Source organism: Streptodolium elevatio, from assembly GCF_040649515.1.
Lineage (GTDB): Bacteria > Actinomycetota > Actinomycetes > Streptomycetales > Streptomycetaceae > Yinghuangia > Yinghuangia elevatio.
This window is the reverse complement of record NZ_JBEZFP010000017.1, coordinates 63,469-82,766: the sequence shown is the minus strand read 5'-3', so window position 1 is coordinate 82,766 and position 19,298 is coordinate 63,469. Positions and strand designations below refer to the sequence as shown.

The following is a 19,298-nucleotide window of genomic DNA, read 5'->3' as shown; positions in this document are numbered from 1 at the left end:
TTCGCGGGTTCGCGGGTTCGCAGGTCAACCCGGGGGACTATTAATGCAAGAATTCTAGCGTTAGTCTGGGGATCGCGGTCGATCACACGCCGTTTCGCACGGCGACCGACCGGCCGCGGCACTCGGGGCCCTCGCCCAAACTCTCCTCGGAGATCCCCGTGGAACTGCCCAGTACTTGTACCGCCGCAGTCACCGCCGACGAGGCGGACGCCCGCGGCGCGCCCGTACCGCGAGCACCGGCGGCGCCCGCCCCTCCCGGGCAGGTCGTCGCCGAGCTGCGGGTGCCTGCCGACGGCAGCCGGGCGCACGCCGTCCGCCGCTTCGTCCGCGAACAACTCCTGCACCACACCAGTGCGCCCGACCACACGGCCGACGACGCCGTGCTGCTGGCGAACGAGCTGTTCACGAACGCCGTACGCCACACGCCGGCCGGACACATCGCGGTCCGCCTCGTGCACGACCCCCGGCACCGGACGTTCGCCGTGCTCGTCGACGACCCCGACCCCCGGCCTCCGGCCCCGGCAATCCGGTGCGCCGGGAACGACGCGGACGCCGGCGAATCGGGACGCGGACTCGCCCTCGTCGCCGGATTCGCCCTCGACTGGGGATGGCACCCGAGCGGAACCGGGAAGTCCGTGTGGTTCGCGATGTGCACCGGCCCAGAGCCCGGCCAACCCCCACCCCACCAACGGAAGGACAGCCATGAGTGAAGAGGTCGAATTCGACGCCGACGGCACCACCCTGCGCGGCACCCTCCACCTGCCCGAGGGCACCGGCCCGTTTCCCGCGGTCGTCCTCACCCACGGCTTCGGCGCGGTCAAGGAGCAGTACACCGACGTGATCGCCGATTCCCTCGCCGCCGAGGGGTTCGCCGCGCTCCTCTACGACCACCCCAACTTCGGTGCCAGCGACGGCCTGCCACGGCAGGAGGTCGACCCCTGGGCGCAGATCGACGGCTACCGGCACGCCGTCACGTACCTGCACACCCGTGCCGACGTGGCCCACGACCGCATCGGCGTCTTCGGCACCAGCTACTCCGGCGGACACGTGCTCGTCGTCGGCGCGATCGACCGGCGCGTCAAGGCGGTGTACGCCCAGGTCCCGGTGATCAGCGGCGGCACCAGCCTCTCCCGCTTCATCAGTTCGGAGGCCCTGCAGGGCGTGCGCGAGATGTTCGCCCAGGACCGGCTGGGCCGGTTCCGCGGTGCCGAACCGGGGCTGATCCCCCTGATCACCGAGGATCCCGGGGCAATGGCGGCGCTGGCCGACCGGGAGACGTACGCCTGGTACCAGACCATCGAGCCGGAGCGCCTGGCCACCTGGCGCAACGAGGTCACCGTGCGGTCCGTCGAACTCCTCTCCGGGTACGAGCCGGCCGACTACATCGCCCGCATCTCGCCCACGCCGCTGCTCATGGTCGTCGCCCAGCACGACATCCTCACCCACAGCGATCTCGCGTTCGCCGCGTACGAACGCGCGCTGCACCCCAAGCGGCTCGTCACCCTCCCAGGCGGCCATTTCGTCGTCTACAACAAGGAGTTCGCGAACACGCAGGCCCTGGCGGCGCAGTTCTTCCGCGAGCACCTGGGCGGCTGACACACGTCGCCGGTACGCGCCGCCGAGCCCCGCGGCGTGGTGGCCGCGGCCGGCCCATGCCGTGCTGTCCTGTCCTGTCCTGTCCCGTTCCGGCTCAGACGGCCAGGCCGGACTCGTAGGCGAAGATCACCAGTTGCGCCCGGTCCCGGGAGTTCGTCTTGGCCAGCAGATTGGTCAGGTGGGTCTTGACCGTGCTGGTGGCCAGGACGAGGTCGGCGGCCGTCTCCGCGTTGGACATGCCTTTCGCGACCCGGGCAAGGACGTCGCGTTCGCGTTCGGTGAGGGTGGCCAGGCGCAGGCGGGACGGATGGGGCTCGGGCGCGTCGGCGGGTGTCGGCGGTGTGGCGGTGAAGCGGTCGATGAGGCGGCGGGTGGCCGCCGGCGTGAGAAGGGCGTCGCCGGCCGCCACCACACGGATCGCGGTCAGGATGTCCTCGGGCGGGGAGTCCTTCACCAGGAAACCGCTGGCCCCCGCCCGCAGCCCGGAGAAGACGTACTCGTCCAGGTCGAACGAGGTCAGGATGACGACGCGGGCGGCCGACGCGCGGGTGATCTCGCGGGTGGCGTCTATGCCGTTCATGCCGGGCATGCGGATGTCCATCAGCACGACGTCGGGGCGGAGTTCGAGCGCCAGGTCCACAGCCTGGGCGCCGTCCTGGGCGGCGCCGACGACCCGCATACCCGGTTCGGTGTTCAGCAGGGCGGCGAGGGAGACCCGGAGAAGGGCCTGGTCGTCGGCGAGCATGACGCGGATCTCGGGCCGCGCGGGTACCTCGGGCGGGGCAGGCATCCGGGACTGCACAGGGACCTCGGGGACCTCGGGGACCTCGGGGACCTCGGGAAACGCAGGTGGGGTCACGGGCAGGCCTCGTCGGGGTTGGGGGTGTACGGGAGCCAGGCTTCGACCTGCCAGCCATCCCGGGGCGCGGGCCCGGCCGTGACGCTGCCTCCGTAGAGGCGGACTCGTTCGCGCATGCCGTGGATGCCCTGTCCGTCGCCGCTCGCGGCGACGGGGCCGGGGTTGGTGACCCGCATGCGGACGCCGCCGTCGGTCTCGTGCGTGATGTCGACCACCGCCGAACGTGTGGCGGCGTGCTTGACCGCGTTGGTCAGCGCCTCCTGGACGATCCGGTACGCGGCCAGGTCGGCGCCCGCGGCGAGGGGGCCCGGGGGCCCGTGGACGGCCAGTTCGGTACGCAGGCCCGCGGCGGAGGTGGCGGCGACCAGGTCCGCGAGGTCGGCCAGACCGGGCTGGGGCGCCAGGCCGTCGGCGTCGTCGCCGCGCAGAACGTTCATCAGCCGCCGCATCTCCCCCAGCGAGGAACGGCCGGTCCGTTCGATCGTGGCGACGACCTCGTGCAGGGCGTCGTCGGGGGCGGAGCGGAGGCGGGCGACGCCGGCCTGGACGGTCATCAGCGTGACGCCGTGCGCGACGACGTCGTGCAGTTCCCGGGCGATGGCCAGTCGTTCGGCGGCGAGACGGGCCTCGGCCTCGGCGTCCGCCCGACGTCGCTGCTGATCGGCGAACGCGGTCCGCCACTCGCGCCGCTGGCGGACGACCTCGGCGAGCACACACGGCGGCAGCGCGACGATCAGCGGGACCACCACGAGCTGGAGCGGGGTCATGTCGTGCTGAGTGAGGACGATTGCCTGAGCGAGCAGCCAGGTGCCGGCCGCGGTCAGGACGGCCGCGCGCCGCGAGCGGACCGCCGCCGAGTACGACGCCATCATCCAGACGGTGGGCTGGAGCGTGGTGTCGAGTTCGAGGACGTACAGGTAGGTGACCGCGTTGGTCCAGATCAGCACCGGCACCGGGTACCTGCGGCGCAGCAGCACCGGGGCGGTGACCAGCAGCAGGGCGGGTATCAGGCCGGGTTCGCCGTCGCCGTCCGCTGCTGTCACCGCCAGCAGCACGATGGCGACGGCGTCCAGGCAGACCCAGTGCCACGGCCGCAGTTCGATCACACGGTGACGCTATCCCCCCGAGGACGCGGGCCACTTCCCCCCACGGTCGGAAGCACGGTCGGCACCCCGGGCGGAAGCGCGCCGCACACCCGGTCGGCGACCGTGGTCCCCGGGAGGCATTGATGATCAAAGTCACAGGGCTGGTCAAGCGCTACGGCAAAGCCGTCGCCGTCGACGGGCTCACGTTCTGCGTCCGACCGGGCCGCGTCACCGGGTTCCTCGGACCGAACGGCGCGGGCAAGTCCACCACGATGCGGATCATCCTCGGACTGGACCGGGCCACCGAGGGCCGCGCGCTGATCGACGGCCGGCCGCTGCGCGAACTCGACCGGCCGCTCAGCCGGGTCGGGGCGCTGCTGGACGCCTCGGCCGTGCACGGAGGACGGACCGCCCGCGCCCACCTGCGGGCCGTCGCGGCGGCCGGCGGCATCGGGGACGACCGGGTCGACGCCTGCCTGGAACTGGCCGGGCTCGCCGCGGTGGCGGGCCGCCGGATCCGCGGCTTCAGCCTGGGCATGCGGCAACGGCTGGGCATCGCCACGGCGTTGCTCGGCGACCCGGACGTACTGCTCTTCGACGAGCCGGTCAACGGTCTCGACGCGGAGGGCATCCTGTGGGTGCGCACGCTGATGCGCGGCCTGGCCGCCGAGGGGCGGACCGTGTTCGTCTCCTCGCACCTGATGGCGGAGATGGCGAACACCGCCGACCACCTCGTCGTGATCGGCCGCGGCCGACTGCTCGCCGACGCCCCGATCGGCGAGCTGACCGGGGCCGCGTCGCTGGAGGACGCGTACCTGGAACTGACCGGCAAGGCAGTCGAGTTCCACACCCGGGAGGTCCGGCCGTGACAACGCTCGAGTCGGAATGGGTCAAGTCCCGGTGGATCAAGTCCCGGTGGGTCAAGTCCGAGTGGATCAAGTTGGTTTCGGTACGTTCGACGTGGTGGTGCCTGGGCACCGCGGCAGTCCTGGTACCGGTGTTCGCGGTGCTGACCGCGCTGGCGACGGACGCGGTCGAGGCCGCGGCGCAGCCCAAGGCGGGGTTGGCCGCGGACGACGCGTTCGACCCGCTCAGACCGCTGAGCGGCGTGCTGCTGGCGCAGTTCGCGTTCGGCGTGCTGGGGGTGCTGACGATCACCTCGGAGCATTCGACGGGCCAGATCCGCACCTCGCTCCTGGCCGTCCCGTACCGGCGGCGCCTGCTGGTGGCCAAACTCGCCGTGCTGCTGGCGGTGGTGGCGGCAGTGGCGTCGTTGCTCACCTTCGGGACGTTCTTCCTGTCCCAGGCCGTCTATCCGGACGGCCTCGGGATAGCGCTCGGCGACGGGGGCGCGTGGAAGGCCCTGCTCGGGATGATCGCGTACACGGTGTTCATCGCCGCGTTCGGATTCGCGGTCGGCGCGGCGCTGCGCGGGACGGGCGCCGCGATCACCGTGTTCATGGCCGTGACGTTCGTGGTCATGAGCGCGGTGCCCGCGGTGCTCCCGAACTCTGCCGGGGACACGGCGAGCCACTACACCTTTCTCGGCCTGGCCGATTCGCTGACCACGCTCCAACCCGATCCACAGCCCGGAATGCCGGTGGCCGCCCTGCTCCTGGCCGCGTACGCCGTCGTCGCCCTGGCCCCGGCCCTCCTGCTGACGGAACGCCGGGACGCCTGACCCCGGTGGCGCCCGGCGCGCCGCCCGGGCCGGGGCGGGTCGGGCCGAGTTGGGGCCGGCCGGTGCCCGGGGCCGCGGGTGGTCCCGCTGCCCGCGCGCCGCCGGGCACTCGACTTTCAAAAGCTTTTCAAAAATTGTTCCCGGAGCCCGGAACAACACTCCAAAAATATCCCGTTGGATACCATGAGAGGCGGTTTTACCTGGACATATAACCCTCTCATTTCATTTAACTGAACAGAAATAAATGGCGCCGTCCAGCGTTACCTGGTGCCTCGATCCTCCTGAGCGGAGTCGGCCCTTCCGGTCGGCCGGCCTGCCGCATTGGAGGATGTGTGGACAGCAGAACCCCAGACCCGGGGGAAGTTCCGGCGGAAGAATCGCCGCCGGGCCCCGCCGACGAGGCCACGGCCGGCCACGGCCGCACCCGGCGCATCGTCTTCGGCGCCGGACTGAGCGTCGCCGCGGCGGTCGCCTCGATCGCGATAGCGATACCTCTGGGCGCCTCGGGCAGCCAGAACGCGTCGCGCGGCCCGTCGCCCGCCGCGTCCGAACCCGCCGCGCCGGGCTCCGGCGGCGGCGCGGCCGCCCCGGGTGCGCCTGCCGCGAACGGCGGTTCGACGCCTTCCACCGCCCCCGCGCCCGGCGACGGCGAGGCCCAGGCCGAAAGCGTGCCCGAGGGCCCCGCGCCGGCCAAGGGCGTCGGCCGCGACCCGCTCACCCCGGACGAGGTCGAGACCGCACTGCGCCTGGCGGTGGATCCCGCACTGCGGCAGAACGCGCGTACGGTCACCGGCGCGCCCGGACCCGAACCGCTCACCGTCGACCTGTCCGAGCCGCTGCCGAACGAGACCGACCCGGAGAAGTCGCCGCGGCGCGCGGACGTCTACTTCTACAACTACGCGGACAACACGCTGGTCAAGCGGGTCGTCAACCTGAACGCCGGGGTGCTGGAACGATCCGCCCAGGCGCCGAACATGCAGCCCGCGCCGTCCCGCCCCGAGACGGCCGCGGCACTGAAGCTGCTGGTCGACTCCCCCGCGGGCGTCGCCCTCAAGGCCCAGTACAAGGCAGCCACCGGCAAGGACTTCACCGGCGTCGACGAACTCGACGCCAACGGCTCGTCGTACATCGCGGGCCCCGGCGACACCACGACGGCGAAGTGCGGCGCCGAGCGCTGCCTGATCCTCTTCGTCAAGGTCCGCGGCGGGGTGTACCTGGACACCACGCGGACCGTCGTCAACTTGTCCGCGCGCACCGTCACGCCGCCCGCGTGAGCCGAACTCCGGTCCCCCCGCACCAGATTCGAGGAAACAACAGATGATGGGCAGAATCCGACGCCGGCTCACCGGGACGGTCGCCGTGCTCGGTGCGCTGGCGCTCGTACCGACCGTGCTCTCCGGTCCCGCGCTCGCGCACGACGACAACCGGGACCGCTTCAACTACTGCGGCAACAACGCCATGGTCAAGGAGACCCTGAAGACCGGCACCGAGTGGCGCATGTGCTGGCGCGTCGACACCAAGGCCGGACTGATCCTGGAGCGCGTCGGCTACAAGCCGAAGGGCGAGAAGTACCCGATCACCGTGATGCGTTCGGCGCAGCTGGCGCAGCTGAACGTGCCGTACGACTCCGGCGAGCACCAGTGGAACGACATCACCTCCTACGGCTTCGGCGGCTACTACTCGCACGCCATCGCCAAGAAGGAATGCCCCGGCGGCAAGCTCGAAGGCCAGTGGATCGGCAAGAAGGAGGACGCCAAGAAGGTCCTCTGCGTCCAGAAGGTCGATTCCGGACTGGCCTACCGCTCGCAGGAGCAGGAGTGGATGAGCCCCGACCTCGGTGACCTGTTCACCGCGCAGGGGCAGGACCTGGTGGTCTACACGATCTCCAAGGTCGACTGGTACGAGTACGTCACCGAGTGGCGCTTCGCCGACGACGGCCAGATCTCCGCGCGCCTCGGTGCCACCGGCGACCTGTCCCCGGAGGACTGGACGACGCCCGACAAGGGCTGGCCGATCGGCAAGGACGCCACCGCGATATCCGGCAACCACTTCCACAACGCCACCTGGCGCGTGGACTTCGACATCGACGGCGACGGCGGCGGCGGCGGCGGCGAGAAGGTCGAGCAGTACGACACCGTCGACACCGGTGTGCGCGGCAAGCGCGGCGAGGTCTACAGCACGGCCAAGACCGACATCACCAAGGAAGGCTCCTTCCAGAACGCCAACCTGCGGTGGTGGCGGATCAGCAGCCAGTCGAGCAAGAACGCCGACGGCCACAACCGCAGCTACGAGCTGGTGCAGAACACCACGAACCAGCAGTACACGGCGAACGCGCCGCAGTCTCCGGCGGTGTCCTTCACGCAGGCCAAGGCGTGCGAGAAGTTCGCGAGCTTCAACGCCGACCCGGAGTGCGGCGCGCAGGACATCCCCGGCTACGTCAACGGGGAGAAGCTGACGGATCCGCTGATGTGGGTCACCGTCCCGTTCCACCACATTCCGCGGGACGAGGACCAGAGCCCGATGCCCGTCCACTGGCAGGGCTTCGACCTGCTGCCCCGCGACGTGACGGCGATGAACCCGCTCACGCCGAAGGGCCGCACGGACAACAACGGACAGGTCGGCTGATCCGAGCAGGCACCAAGGCCGGCCGTCCCCCGCGGGCGGCCGGCCCACGCGACAGCCCGTACCCATCCGGTACGGGCGGCTCGACCAGACCCGAAGGAGACCCGCGTGCTGCGCGGACTCGCCGTCACCGGCGCCCTGTTCGTCACCGGCGCGGGCATCGCACTCACCGCGATCGCCTTCTCCGGCACCTCCGGTTCGGCGGCCCCGGCCGCCGCACCCGCGTCACCCGCGGCAACCGCCGCCGCGTCACCGGGCGTGCCCGGCCCCGGGACGGCAGTGCCCGCCGGCTCCGGCCCCTCGACCTCGTCCCCCAAACCGCCCAACGCCGCCGACCTCACCTTCGCGCTCGGGATGGTCCCGCACCACGCCCAGGCCGTGGAAATGAGCCGCATCGTCCTCGCCAAGCCCGGCGTGCACCATCTGGTCACCACGCTCGCCGAGCGCATCCTCGCCGACCAGCAGCGCGAGATCACCGACATGAACGCGTGGCTCGCGGCGTGGGGCCAGGACCCCATACCGGCCGACTCACAGGCCGCGGCAAGCCACGCGGCCCACCACGGCGGCACCGGCGGCATGCTCACCACCCAGCAGATGGCCGGTCTGACGGCCGCCGACGGCGCGACCGCGTCACAGCTCTTCCTCGACCTGATGATCGAGCACCACCGCGGCGCCGTCGCCATGGCCCGAACCGAAGCCGCCGACGGCGGCAACGTGTTCGCCCGCAACCTCGCCGCGCACATCATCACCGAGCAGGAGACCGAGATCGTGCAGATGCAGACCCTGTCCGACTACGTCTGAGGGCCAGGGCCGCAGGGCGGCCCACGGGCGCGTCCGCGGTACGTCCGACCAGCCCGCACGTCCGCGACCGGCCACCACCCGTCGATACGATCGGAGCCATGGCGCCCGACCCCGGCCCGACGCGACGCAAGCTCATCGACGCGGCCACCACCCTCTTCGCCCGGCACGGCGTCGCGGGCGTCTCACGCGCCGAGATCGGCCGTGCCGCCGGGCAGCGGAACACCGCCGCGCTCGTCTACCACTTCGGCGACCTCGACGGAATACTGCGGGCCGTCCTCGGCGAGAACGTGGCGCGGCTGCGCGAGCGCCGCATGGCCATGCTCGCCGACGCGGTCGCCGCGTCCCCGACGGACGTCCGGCCGGTCATGAAGGCCTTCGTACTGCCGCGGGCCGACCTCGCCGACGGCGACTGGCGGGACCGGGCGTACGCGCAGATCCACGCCGACCTCACCGGGCACCCGGCGTGGACCACCGCCGCCGTCGCCCACGCCACCCGCAACGGCGGCGGCCCCGAGGTCACCGCGGAACTCGTCCGGCGCTGCCCGGACGTCCCCGCCGACCTCCAGGCCGACCGCATCCTGCTCGTGGCCGCCTTCGTCGTCCGGGCGACCGCCGCCCGCGCCCGAGCCCTCGACATGGGCGGCGCCGACCCGGCCGAGTACCACCGGACCCACGCGCTGTTCGTCGCGAACCTGGTGGATGTCGGCGTGGCCGCAGTGACGGCGCCCGTAAGTGAAGAGACCCGGGAAGCGAGCGCAATCGCCTCGGCGTGACAGGGCGGCGGCATCGCGCGGAGCACCGCGTACCGACGTACGCCGGATGGCGCCGTTGCCCGGAAGAAGAGCGTCTGCGCACCGGCCCGCAGTGTCACGCTGGCACCTCCGGCGCGCGAACGCTGGGCATCAGCCCAGTGCCCGGAGCGTGCGGGATGCCTGGTCTCCGAGGAGTGAAGTCCCGGGGCCGGTCCGGCGTTTGAAGCCGGATCAGTCGACGCCGCGGGCCGGCTCGCCGAACGCCCGGTGCAAGGGTACGTGCGGCGGCGGGCCGGGCATGCCAACCCTCACGATGGCGCAACTACCGGCGCGGCGGCTGCGGTGTGACGCCGTCGTGGGGCCGCGCCCGTGCGGCCGGCGACCGCGCCTCCGAACCGGCCTGAACCGTCCGCCGGTCGGCGCCCAGTTCGAGGGCGATGGCCGAGCGCAGGAGGGCACGCGCGCGGGCGAGGGGCAGGGAGCCGGAGACCCAGCGTTCGCTGATGCCCTCGACGAGGGCGGTGAGGCGTTCGGCGGCGTCGGCGGGGACGACGTGCGGATCGATGTCGCCGGTCTTCTGGCCGGCGCGGATGAGGTCGTCGGCGTCGCGGACCCACCCGGCGGTGGCCTCGCGCAGTTGGCGGCCGAGCTCGGGGTCGAAAACGGCGCTGGCCCGGTACTCGCCCCATGCGGTGCTGTTCTCCACGACGTCCGGCTCGTCCTGGAGTTCGCGCAGCAGCATCTCCTCCAGATGGCCGCGCGGGTCGACGGCCGGGTCGATGGCGGATTTGGTGTACTGCTCGGCCCGCTCGTTGATGAACTCCCAGGTGCGCTGCATCAGCCCGGCCCGGTCGCCGAAGTGGTAGTAGACCAGGCCGATCGAGACGCCGGCCTCGGCCGCCAGTTCGTCCACGCGCAGGCCGCGGACGCCCCGGCGGGCGATCATCCGGGCGGCGGCTTCCAGGATCTGCACCTGACGACTCGACACACTGGCCCCCAAGTGGGGCCTCCCGACCCCATTGACTGACTGAATATTCAGTCATAGTAACCGGTGGGGCCCGAGCCGGGAGCCGGGGCGGGTCCCCAGCCTCGGCGGCGCGACAGCAGCGGCACCGGACGGGCCCGGTACGTCCGCCGCACCGGCCTGGGACCCGTACCGGGGCGTCCACGGCGCCCGTTCGGCAAGTCCGGGCGGCCGCGCGGCGGGTGGGGCGCCCCGGCCGGAACCGGGACGGAAGGTAGGGTTCACCCGTGGCCGACCGTCGTACCGTGATCATGGAAGCCGCCGCGCGGCTCATCGCCCGCCGGGGCGTCCGGGGCCTTCGCATCGAGGAACTGGCCGCCGAGGCCGAGGTCTCGAACGGGCTGATCTACTACCACTTCAAGGACCGCGCCGGAGTCCTGCGCGCGACACTGGAGTTCATCAACGACCGCGCCGAGCGCTACACCCGCGACCACGTGGCGGCCGAGCATCTGTCCGACCCCCGCAGGGTGTTGGAGCAGACCCTGCTGCTGGAGTTCCAGGACACCGCCGAGGTACGCGAGAACAGCACCGCCTGGGGCGAACTCCGCGCCAGCGCGATGTTCGACGACCTGCTGCGCGCGGACCTGGCCGAGGCCACGAAGGTGTGGGACCAGGAGGTCGCCGACCTGATCGCCGACGTCGTGCCGTCGCTCGCGCCGAGTGCGGCACTGGCCGCCGCCCAGCGCCTCACGACGTTGCTCGAAGGTCTCAGCGGCCGCTGGCTGAGCGGCGGCCTGACCGTGGACCGGGCCCGCGAACTGATACTGGCGGCCATCACCGTGGAACTCACCCACCTGGCCAAGTAGCCCGTGTCCGGATAGCGCACGGCCGAATAGCGCGTGGCCGGGCAGCCGGCCGGGCGCGATTCGCCGTGACATCGCGGACCGCTGCGACACGGCGGTCCGCCGCGGTACTGCGGGCCGCGTGGCGTCGCCGTGGGCCGACACCACGGCCTGGTTCACCCTCCGCCTACCTCCGTGACGCCTCCTCGTCGATTCCCGTCCGCAGTATTGACTGATTTTTCAGTCAGTGCCAAAGTGTGGACACCGCCGAACCGGCCCACCCCCGCAGCGCCCGCCTCCCCGGCGGCCCGCGAGGACCGGTTCGGCCGAATCAACCAGGCCAGGCCAGGCCGGCCGTCGACGGCACCGGGTGACGTGAGCCCGGACGCCCGGCGGCCTGATGCGTGCAGCCCCCGTCCCACCCGCGCCGCCGCGGTGGCGGAGCGAAACCCGATTGGGAGAAGTCAGCCATGCATGGAGCGCACCGCACGAATCCGTCGGATGCCCGCGACCCCGCCGACGCCGGACCTTCGCGCCGCAGCGTGCTCGGCGCGGCGGTGGCCGGCGCGGCCGGCCTCGCCGTGGGCGGCCAACTGGCTTGGTCCGCGTCGGCGAGCGCCGCCGCGACGACGCTGCGCGTCCCCTGCGACGACGTCCCGCACGTCCGCACCTGGATGGCCTGGCCGACCCGCAGCTCCATCTGGGGCCGGCTGCTGAGCGGCATCCAGGACGACGTCGCCCTGATCGCCCGGACGATCGCCCGCTACGAGCCCGTCGTCATGTGCGCTCCCGACGCGAGCAGCGCCACCGCCGCCCGGGCCAAGTGCGGCTCCGGGGTCATGGTGATCAGCTCCATCCCCGTCGACGACCTGTGGGCCCGCGACACCGCGCCCGTCTTCCGGACCGACGGCCAGGGCGGCCGGGACGCGGTCGGCCTGGGCTTCAACGGCTGGGGCAACAAGCAGACGCACACCAAGGACGCCCTGGTGGCCTCGCGGATCGCGGCGTACACCGGCCTCTCCTTCACCCGCGCCGGCTTCACCGGTGAGGGCGGCGCGATCGAGGCCGACGGCGACGGCACGGTCATGGCGACCGAGAGCAGCCTGGTCAACAACAACCGCAACCGCGGCAAGAGCAAGGCGCAGATCGAGGCGGCGGTGCTCGCGGCGTACGGCGCGAGCAAGATGATCTGGGTGCCCGGCGTCAAGGGCCAGGACATCACCGACGACCACATCGACGCCACGTCGCGGTTCGTCCGCCCCGGCGTCGTCATGGTGCAGGTACCCCCGGCGAACCGCACCGACATCTGGGCGCGGGACGCCCGCGAGCAGCTCGCGATCCTCTCCGCGGCGACCGACGCCAAGGGTCGCCGCCTCCAGGTGATCCGCATCGACGGTCCGGACCGAGTGCGGTCCACCAGCCCGGACTTCGTGGACTCGTACGTCAACTTCCACGTCACCAACAGCGCCGTCGTGATGTCCCAGTTCGGGGACGGCGCAAAGGACGAGGCGGCCCGGCGGGTCGTCGCCGGGGCCTACCCCGGCCGCCAGGTCATCCAGCTCAACACCGACCGCATCGGCGAGGGCGGCGGCGGAATCCACTGCACGACCATGCAGGAACCGACCCCCTAGCCACGGCCGAATGCGGGCGTCCTGCCCCCGGCGGCGGGACGCCACAGCGCGCCACCACCCCACCACCACCGAATCAACGGCACCAACAGCACGCCGACCCGAACCTGGGAGACAAGCACATGACCTACCGCATGCCGGCCGAGTGGACCGAGCACGAGCGCTGCCTGATGGCCTGGCCGACACGCCCTGACCTGTGGGGCCCGGTGTTCGCCGAGGCGAAGCGCGAGTACGCCGAAGTCGCCCGCGCCATATCCCAGTTCGAGCCGGTCACGATGGTCGCCCTGCCCGGCGCCGGGGCCGAGGCCCGCGCGCTGTGCGGCGACCGTGTCGAGGTCGTCGAACTCCCGATCGACGACTCGTGGTTCCGTGACTCCGGCCCCATCTACGTGGTGGACGAGGACGGCACGCGTGCGGGCGTGGACTTCCGCTTCAACGCCTGGGGCCGCAAGCACCACCCGTGGGACAGCGACGACAAGATCAGCGCCTTGCTGATCAAGCGCCTCGGCGACGTGCGCATCGGCTCGGACCTGATCCTCGAGGGCGGTTCGATCACCGTCGACGGCGAAGGCACGCTGATCACGACCGAGCAGTGCCTGCTGCACCCCAACCGCAACCCCGGGCTCTCCCGCGACGAGATCGAGGCCGAACTCAAGGCCAAACTCGGCGTCACCAAGGTCATCTGGCTGCCGTACGGCGGGCTCCTCGACACCGAGACCGACGGACACGTCGACGGCGTATGCGCGTTCGCGGCGCCCGGCAAGGTCGTCGTGCAGCTGCCCGCCGACCCCGGGCACCCCGACTACGCCCGCATGCGCGCCAACCGCGCGGTGCTGGCGGCGACTCCGGACGCGCGCGGCCGCACGCTGGAGGTCGTCGAGGTCACCCAGGCGGCGTTCGTCGAGGCGGGCGGCACCGAGGTCGAGGTCGGCTACCTCAACTTCTACATCGCCAACGGCGGGGTGGTCGTGCCGGTCGCCGACCACCCCGAGGACGCGGCGGCGCTCGACGTGATCCAGGGCGCGTTCCCGGACCGGAAGGTCGTGGGCGTGCCCACCCGCGTCGTCGCGTTCGGCGGCGGCGGCATCCACTGCATCACACAGCAGGTCCCGGCGGTCCCCTCCGGTCCGGACTCCGCCCCCCGAACCTCCGCCCAGAGCGGCTGAGTTCCGCCGAGCCCGGAAGGAACCACCGATGAGACCCGCTTCCCGTTCCCCGCGAGGCGCACGCGCCCTGCGCCGGACCGCCCTGCCGGTGGCCGCGATCTCGGCGTTCGCCCTCGTTGCCGCCTGCTCCGGTCCACCCAAGAAGGACGAGGCCAAGCAGGCCGAGGACTACAAGCTGTCGGCGGGAACCCCGGCCGCCGCCGGCCCGATCGACGCGTTCCGCTGGGCGCTGTACGCCGAGCCGCTCACCCTGGACTACACGCAGGCGTTCGACTACCCGCAGAACACCGTGCTGTCCAACGTGTGCGAGAGCCTGATGCGCTGGACACCGCAACTCACCGTCGCACCGGGCCTCGCCGAGAAGGCGTCGAACCCCGACCCGACGACATGGGTGTACGACCTGCGCCCCGGCGTCACGTTCCACGACGGCTCGCCCATGACCGCCGACGACGTCGTCTTCAGCGTGGGCCGCCAGATGGACCCGGAACTCGGCGCCGCGTGGGCGGAGTCCTTCGAGAACGTCGATTCCGTCACCGCCACCGGGCCCCTCCAGGTCACCTTCGAACTCAAGAAGGCGGACTCGCTCTTCCCGCAGCTCATGGCCACCGCCGCCGGAGTCGTGGCGAGCAGGAAGGGCGTCGAGGCGGCCGGCGCCGACTACGGCACCGGCGGCAGCCTGGGCTGCACCGGCCCGTACCGGCTCGGCGCCTGGGACAAGGGGCAGTCGCTCAAGCTGGAGCGGTACGACGGCTACTGGGGCACCAAGGCCCGCGCGAAGACGGTCGAGTTCAAGTTCCTCACCGACCCGTCGGCGCGCACCAACGCGATGCTGAGCGGCGACGTCGACGGCGGCTTCCTCGTCCCCACCGAGAGCTACGCCCGACTGCGCAACAGCGGTGCGGGCACGCTGTACTTCGGCGAGGGCCTCAGCACCGTCAATGTCAACGTGACCAGCATGACGGGCCCGCTCGGCGACGTCCGGGTGCGCCAGGCCATGTCGCTGGCATTGGACCGCGGCGGCTTCGTGCAGACCGCGCTGGCCGGCAACGGCACCGTCACCAACTCGCTGACCCCGAAGGCCTCGTGGGCGGACGCCCCGGCTGCCGCGAAGGCCGCCGCGTTCGACGCGCTGCCGCCGACCGCGCAGGACATCGAGAAGGCCAGGCAGTTGGTCAAGGACGCGGGGGCGGAAGGCAAGAAGCTCGTCGTCGCGACCAGCCCGATCGGCCTGGACGTGTCGCTGCTCGCCACCGCGCTGCAGTCGGCGGGCTCGAAGATCGGCCTCGACGTCGAACTGAAGACGATCGCGCCGGACGCGTTCTCCGCGCTGTTCACCGACCCGGCCGCGCGCGAGGGCATCGACATGTTTCCGGAGACGTACTACCTGTCCGTCACCGACCCGTTCGACCTGCTGCGCAACTTCCGGACCGGCGCGTACCAGAACCACGCCGGCTACAGCAATCCGGCGTACGACGAGCTGGTCGACCGGATCACCGCCGCGTACGACCCGGCCGAGCGCTTCGCGCTGACGGCGCGGCTCCAGAAGCTGGCGGGCGACGAGATGCTGTGGGTGCCGGTCGCCGAGTGGCCGTCGTCGGTCTTCCTCAACAAGAGGATCACCGGGGCGCCCACGACGATCGCGTACATGTACTACCCGTGGGCGGCCGATGTGGGGGCCGCGGGGTGAACCTGCTGAGATTCGCCGTACGGCGGCTCCTCGAAATGGCCGTCACCCTGCTCGGCGCCTCCTTCGTGGTCTTCGGTGCGATGTACCTGGCGCCGGGCAACCCGGCGAGTTTCCTCCTCGCGGGGCGGTCGGCGTCCCCGGCCGCCCTGGCGGCGATCGAAAAGCAGTACCACCTGGACGACCCGTTCCTGGAGCAGTACCTCCGCTGGCTCGGCAACGTGCTGCACGGCGACTTCGGGCGGTCGCTCGAGTACCGCACCGACGTGTCCGACCTGCTCTCGTCACGGCTGCCCACCACGCTGCTGCTGGTCGGCATGGCGCTGGTCCTGGTGGTTCTGCTCGGCCTCGCCCTCGGCTGGCTCGCCGCGGTGCGCGGCGGCGCGGTGGACTCCACGGTCCTGGTCGGCACCACCTTCGCGGTCGGCACGCCCGCGTTCGTCGCCGCGATCCTGCTCCAGGGCTTCTTCGCGGTCGAGTTGGGGTGGTTCCCGAGCAGCGGCAGCGGAAGCGGGCACGGCATCGGACAGATGATGTGGCACCTGACCCTGCCCTCTCTCGCCCTGGCGCTCTACCTGGTCGGGCTGCTCGCCCGGGTCACCCGCTCGGCGATGCTGGAGGCGCTGGAGGGCGAGCACGTCGTCGTCGCCCGCAGCCGGGGCGTACCGGAGCGGCACGTGGTCCGGCGGCACGTCTTCCGCAACGCGCTGGGCGCGGTGCTGACCACGGCCGGGCTGATCGTCTCCACGCTGATGGTGTGCACCGTCCTGGTGGAGACCGCGTTCAGCGTCGGCGGCATCGGCCAGCTGCTCGAACTGGCGGCCACCACCAAGGACTTCCCCACGGTCCAGGCGATCTGCCTGATCATCATCGGGCTCTTCATGACCGTGAACCTCGTCGTCGACCTGCTGCTCCCGCTGGTCGATCCGCGCATCACCCTCGGAACGCGGTCCTCATCATGACCATGACTCTCGTACGGCGGCCCGGTCTGGCCCGGGTCCGCACCAAGCGCGCCCCGCTCTACGTGATCAGCGCCGGCTTCGTCGGGCTCGTGGTCCTGGTCGCGCTGCTCGCCCCGTGGATCGCGCCGCACGACCCCAACGCGGTCGAGCTGGGCAACGCGCTCGCGCCGCCGTCCGGCGACCACCTGCTCGGGGTGGACTCCGCGGGCCGCGACACGCTGTCGCGGATCGTCGAGGGCGCGCGTACGTCGCTGCTCGGCCCGCTCGGCGTGGTGGTCTTCTCCACCGTGCTGGGCGCCGCGGTCGGCGTGGCGGCGGGCTGGCGGGGCGGGTGGCTGGACTCGGTGCTGTCGCGCGGTTCGGAACTCGCGCTGGCGTTCCCGGGCCTGCTGCTGGCGATCCTGTTCGTGGCGGTGTACGGCGAGGGCCTGATGGCACCCGTCGTCGCGCTCGCCATCGCGTACTTCCCGTACGTCAGCCGGCTGACCCGGTCGCTGGTGCTTGCCGAGCGCGAGCGGCCGTACGTGGCGGCGTACCAGGTCCAGGGCCACTCCGACCTGCAGATCTGCGTGCGCCATGTGGTGCCGAACATCGCCCCGGTGGTGCTGGCGCAGTCCACCGTGAACTTCGGCTACGCGCTGATCGACCTGGCGGGGCTGAGCTTCCTCGGGCTCGGCGTCCCGGCGCTGACGCCCGACTGGGGGCGCATGGTCTTCGACGGCAAGTCGGCGATCCAGAGCGGCTATCCGCTGTCCGCGATCGTGCCGTGCGTGGTGATCGTCCTGACCGTCGTCGCCTTCAACGTCGTCGGCGAACGCTGGGCCGACAAGGTCGCTGGGAGGAACCGGTGAACACGCTCGACATCAAGGGGCTGCGGCTGCGGCTGCCGAACACGGCGCGTCCCGTCCTCGACGGCGTCGACCTGACGGTGGGCGCGGGCGAAACCGTCGCGCTGGTCGGCGAGTCGGGCTCGGGCAAGACGCTGACCTCGCGCACCGTGCTGCGGCTGCTGCCCCGCGGCGCGGTCGCGGAGGGCACGGTCGCGGTCGCCGGCGACGACGTCCTGGCCATGGACGCGCGGCAGTTGCGCACGTTGCGCACCCGGACCGCGGCGATGGTGTTCCAGGACCCGCGCGCCGCGATCAACCCGCTGCGCCGGATCGGCGACTTCCTCACCGAGAGCATGCGCCTGAACCGCATCATGACGGCGTCCGCGGCCGAGGCCCGCGCCGTCGAACTGCTGGACGCGGTCGGCCTGCCCGCCGGGACGCTGCACCGCTACCCGGGTCAGTTGTCCGGCGGCATGCTGCAACGGGTCATGATCGCGGCCGCGCTGATGGGCGACCCCGCGCTGCTGCTCGCCGATGAGCCGACGACCGCGCTTGACGTCACCACCCAGGCCGAAGTGGTCGCGCTGCTCACCGATCTGCGGCAACGCTTCGGTACGGGGCTGCTGTTCGTGACCCACGACCTGGGTCTCGCGGCGGCGATCAGCGATCGCGTGTACGTGATGTACGCGGGGCGCGTCGCCGAGACGGGGCCCGCCGAGGAGTTGTTCGCGCGGCCGCGGCACCCGTACACCGCGGCATTGCTGGGCTCCACGCCGTCGCCCTCGTCCGAGGGGCCACCGCCGCGTCGACTGGCCGCGATCGACGGGCAACCGCCGGACCTGCGCGAGGAGTTGACGGGGTGCGCGTTCGCGGCCCGGTGCGCGTTCGCGACCGACCTGTGCGGGCGGGAAGCGCCGTCGGCGACCCCGGCGCCGGGGGTACCGGCACACCGCGCGGCGTGCCACCACAGCGATGCGCTGGCGGGCAGCCGACTCGAAGGGAAGTCTGTCGATGCCTGACAATCTGCTCGAAGTCGCCGGTTTGTGCCGTGCTTTCGGCGACGTGAAAGCCGTCGACGACGTGTCCTTCACGCTGGCGTCGGGCGGTTCGCTCGGCATCGTCGGCGAGTCCGGTTCCGGGAAGACCACGACCGCACGGATCGTCGTCGGTCTGGAGCGGGCCGACGCGGGGACGGTCCACGTCCAGGGGCGCGACCGGACCGGCGCGGCGCGCGGCCGGGCGGCCCGGCTCGCCAGGGCCCGGCAGGTCCAGATGGTCTTCCAGGACCCGTTCCTGTCCCTCGACCCGCGCACCAGCGTCGAGGCGGTGCTGCGCGAGACGCTGAAGCTGCACTTCCCGGGAACCGACCACGCCGCGCGCATCCGCCGGCTCCTCGACCAGGTGGGCCTCGGCACCCGGGCCGCGGACGCGCGCCCGCGCGAACTGTCGGGCGGACAGCGCCAGCGCGTCGCCATCGCCCGGGCCTTGGCCGTGGAGCCGGCGATCCTGGTGCTGGACGAGGCGGTGGCCGCCCTGGACGTATCGGTCCAGGCGCAGATCCTCAACCTGCTGGCCGACATCCGCGAACAGACGGCGGTCGGCTACCTCTTCATCACCCACGACCTGGGTGTGGTGCGCGTCGTCACCGACGAGGTGATCGTGATGCGGCACGGCAGGGTCGTGGAGGCGGGCGGGACGGCGGACGTGCTGGCCCGGCCGAGCCACCCGTACACCCGGCTGCTGCTCGACTCGGTCCCCCGCCCGGGCTGGGACCCCCACGCCATAGCCACCGCCCGCCGCGCCCTGTAGCCGTGCCTGGTCAGCCG

19 protein-coding genes are annotated in these 19,298 nt (G+C 72.0%); 16 read left to right on the top strand and 3 right to left on the bottom strand.

Annotation, left to right across the window (positions count from 1 at the left end; all coding sequences use genetic code 11):
• The first annotated feature begins 158 nt into the window (after positions 1-158).
• Complete coding sequence (locus tag AB0C36_RS09525; protein ID WP_358351726.1) at positions 159-710, top strand: ATP-binding protein; 552 nt, start codon at positions 159-161, stop codon at positions 708-710.
• Positions 703-1,596 (top strand): alpha/beta hydrolase, encoded by an 894-nt coding sequence (locus tag AB0C36_RS09520; RefSeq protein ID WP_358351723.1) that lies wholly within the window; start codon positions 703-705, stop codon positions 1,594-1,596. The genes AB0C36_RS09525 and AB0C36_RS09520 overlap by 8 nt, the downstream gene beginning before the upstream one ends.
• Positions 1,597-1,690: 94 nt before the next feature.
• Here AB0C36_RS09520 and AB0C36_RS09515 read toward each other — a convergent pair whose 3' ends face one another.
• Together AB0C36_RS09515 and AB0C36_RS09510 are read right to left on the bottom strand one after the other, a co-directional pair.
• Positions 1,691-2,455 carry a response regulator gene (locus tag AB0C36_RS09515; RefSeq protein ID WP_358351720.1) on the bottom strand — a complete coding sequence of 255 codons (765 nt, stop codon included), beginning with the start codon at positions 2,453-2,455 and terminating at the stop codon, positions 1,691-1,693.
• Positions 2,452-3,561: a sensor histidine kinase gene (locus AB0C36_RS09510; RefSeq protein WP_358351717.1), complete on the bottom strand. Its 1,110-nt coding sequence runs from the start codon at positions 3,559-3,561 to the stop codon at positions 2,452-2,454. The genes AB0C36_RS09515 and AB0C36_RS09510 overlap by 4 nt, the downstream gene beginning before the upstream one ends.
• A 122-nt stretch (positions 3,562-3,683) precedes the next feature.
• Here AB0C36_RS09510 and AB0C36_RS09505 point away from each other — a divergent pair, with 122 nt between their 5' ends.
• The 6 genes from AB0C36_RS09505 (at position 3,684) to AB0C36_RS09480 (ending at position 9,417) form a co-directional block, all read left to right on the top strand.
• Positions 3,684-4,409: an ABC transporter ATP-binding protein gene (locus AB0C36_RS09505; RefSeq protein WP_358351715.1), complete on the top strand. Its 726-nt coding sequence runs from the start codon at positions 3,684-3,686 to the stop codon at positions 4,407-4,409.
• Positions 4,406-5,221, top strand: coding sequence for an ABC transporter permease (locus tag AB0C36_RS09500; RefSeq protein WP_358351712.1), 816 nt, complete (start codon positions 4,406-4,408; stop codon positions 5,219-5,221). The genes AB0C36_RS09505 and AB0C36_RS09500 overlap by 4 nt, the downstream gene beginning before the upstream one ends.
• A gap of 332 nt (positions 5,222-5,553) precedes the next feature.
• Positions 5,554-6,495, top strand: coding sequence for a Tat pathway signal sequence domain protein (locus tag AB0C36_RS09495; RefSeq protein ID WP_358351709.1), 942 nt, complete (start codon positions 5,554-5,556; stop codon positions 6,493-6,495).
• Positions 6,496-6,538: 43 nt separating this feature from the next.
• The gene (locus AB0C36_RS09490; protein WP_358351706.1) at positions 6,539-7,846 is read left to right on the top strand and encodes a copper amine oxidase; all 1,308 of its coding nucleotides are present in this window, start codon (positions 6,539-6,541) and stop codon (positions 7,844-7,846) included.
• A gap of 105 nt (positions 7,847-7,951) precedes the next feature.
• Positions 7,952-8,644, top strand: coding sequence for a DUF305 domain-containing protein (locus AB0C36_RS09485; protein ID WP_358351703.1), 693 nt, complete (start codon positions 7,952-7,954; stop codon positions 8,642-8,644).
• A gap of 98 nt (positions 8,645-8,742) precedes the next feature.
• Positions 8,743-9,417: a TetR/AcrR family transcriptional regulator gene (locus AB0C36_RS09480; RefSeq protein WP_358351700.1), complete on the top strand. Its 675-nt coding sequence runs from the start codon at positions 8,743-8,745 to the stop codon at positions 9,415-9,417.
• Between the two features lie 301 nt (positions 9,418-9,718).
• On the opposite strand, the gene AB0C36_RS09475 is transcribed toward AB0C36_RS09480, so the two are convergent.
• On the bottom strand, positions 9,719-10,384 hold the full coding sequence (locus AB0C36_RS09475) for a TetR/AcrR family transcriptional regulator (RefSeq protein ID WP_358351697.1): 666 nt from the start codon (positions 10,382-10,384) through the stop codon (positions 9,719-9,721).
• 263 nt (positions 10,385-10,647) lie between these two features.
• Between AB0C36_RS09475 and AB0C36_RS09470 the strand changes: the two genes are divergently transcribed.
• From AB0C36_RS09470 to AB0C36_RS09435, 8 genes are all read left to right on the top strand, one after another.
• Entirely contained in the window at positions 10,648-11,226 is a 579-nt protein-coding gene (locus AB0C36_RS09470) for a TetR/AcrR family transcriptional regulator (protein WP_358351694.1), read from the top strand.
• Positions 11,227-11,672: 446 nt separating this feature from the next.
• Positions 11,673-12,833 carry an agmatine deiminase family protein gene (locus tag AB0C36_RS09465; protein ID WP_358351692.1) on the top strand — a complete coding sequence of 387 codons (1,161 nt, stop codon included), beginning with the start codon at positions 11,673-11,675 and terminating at the stop codon, positions 12,831-12,833.
• Between the two features lie 119 nt (positions 12,834-12,952).
• Positions 12,953-13,996 (top strand): agmatine deiminase family protein, encoded by a 1,044-nt coding sequence (locus tag AB0C36_RS09460; RefSeq protein ID WP_358351689.1) that lies wholly within the window; start codon positions 12,953-12,955, stop codon positions 13,994-13,996.
• Positions 13,997-14,024: 28 nt separating this feature from the next.
• Positions 14,025-15,683 carry an ABC transporter substrate-binding protein gene (locus tag AB0C36_RS09455; protein WP_358351686.1) on the top strand — a complete coding sequence of 553 codons (1,659 nt, stop codon included), beginning with the start codon at positions 14,025-14,027 and terminating at the stop codon, positions 15,681-15,683.
• The gene (locus tag AB0C36_RS09450) at positions 15,680-16,642 is read left to right on the top strand and encodes an ABC transporter permease (RefSeq protein ID WP_358351683.1); all 963 of its coding nucleotides are present in this window, start codon (positions 15,680-15,682) and stop codon (positions 16,640-16,642) included. The genes AB0C36_RS09455 and AB0C36_RS09450 overlap by 4 nt, the downstream gene beginning before the upstream one ends.
• Complete coding sequence (locus tag AB0C36_RS09445; RefSeq protein ID WP_358351680.1) at positions 16,639-17,493, top strand: ABC transporter permease; 855 nt, start codon at positions 16,639-16,641, stop codon at positions 17,491-17,493. Before AB0C36_RS09450 ends, AB0C36_RS09445 begins: the two co-directional genes overlap by 4 nt.
• Positions 17,490-18,491: an ABC transporter ATP-binding protein gene (locus AB0C36_RS09440; protein ID WP_358351677.1), complete on the top strand. Its 1,002-nt coding sequence runs from the start codon at positions 17,490-17,492 to the stop codon at positions 18,489-18,491. Before AB0C36_RS09445 ends, AB0C36_RS09440 begins: the two co-directional genes overlap by 4 nt.
• Entirely contained in the window at positions 18,484-19,281 is a 798-nt protein-coding gene (locus tag AB0C36_RS09435) for an ABC transporter ATP-binding protein (RefSeq protein WP_358351674.1), read from the top strand. Before AB0C36_RS09440 ends, AB0C36_RS09435 begins: the two co-directional genes overlap by 8 nt.
• The last annotated feature ends 17 nt before the right edge of the window (positions 19,282-19,298 follow it).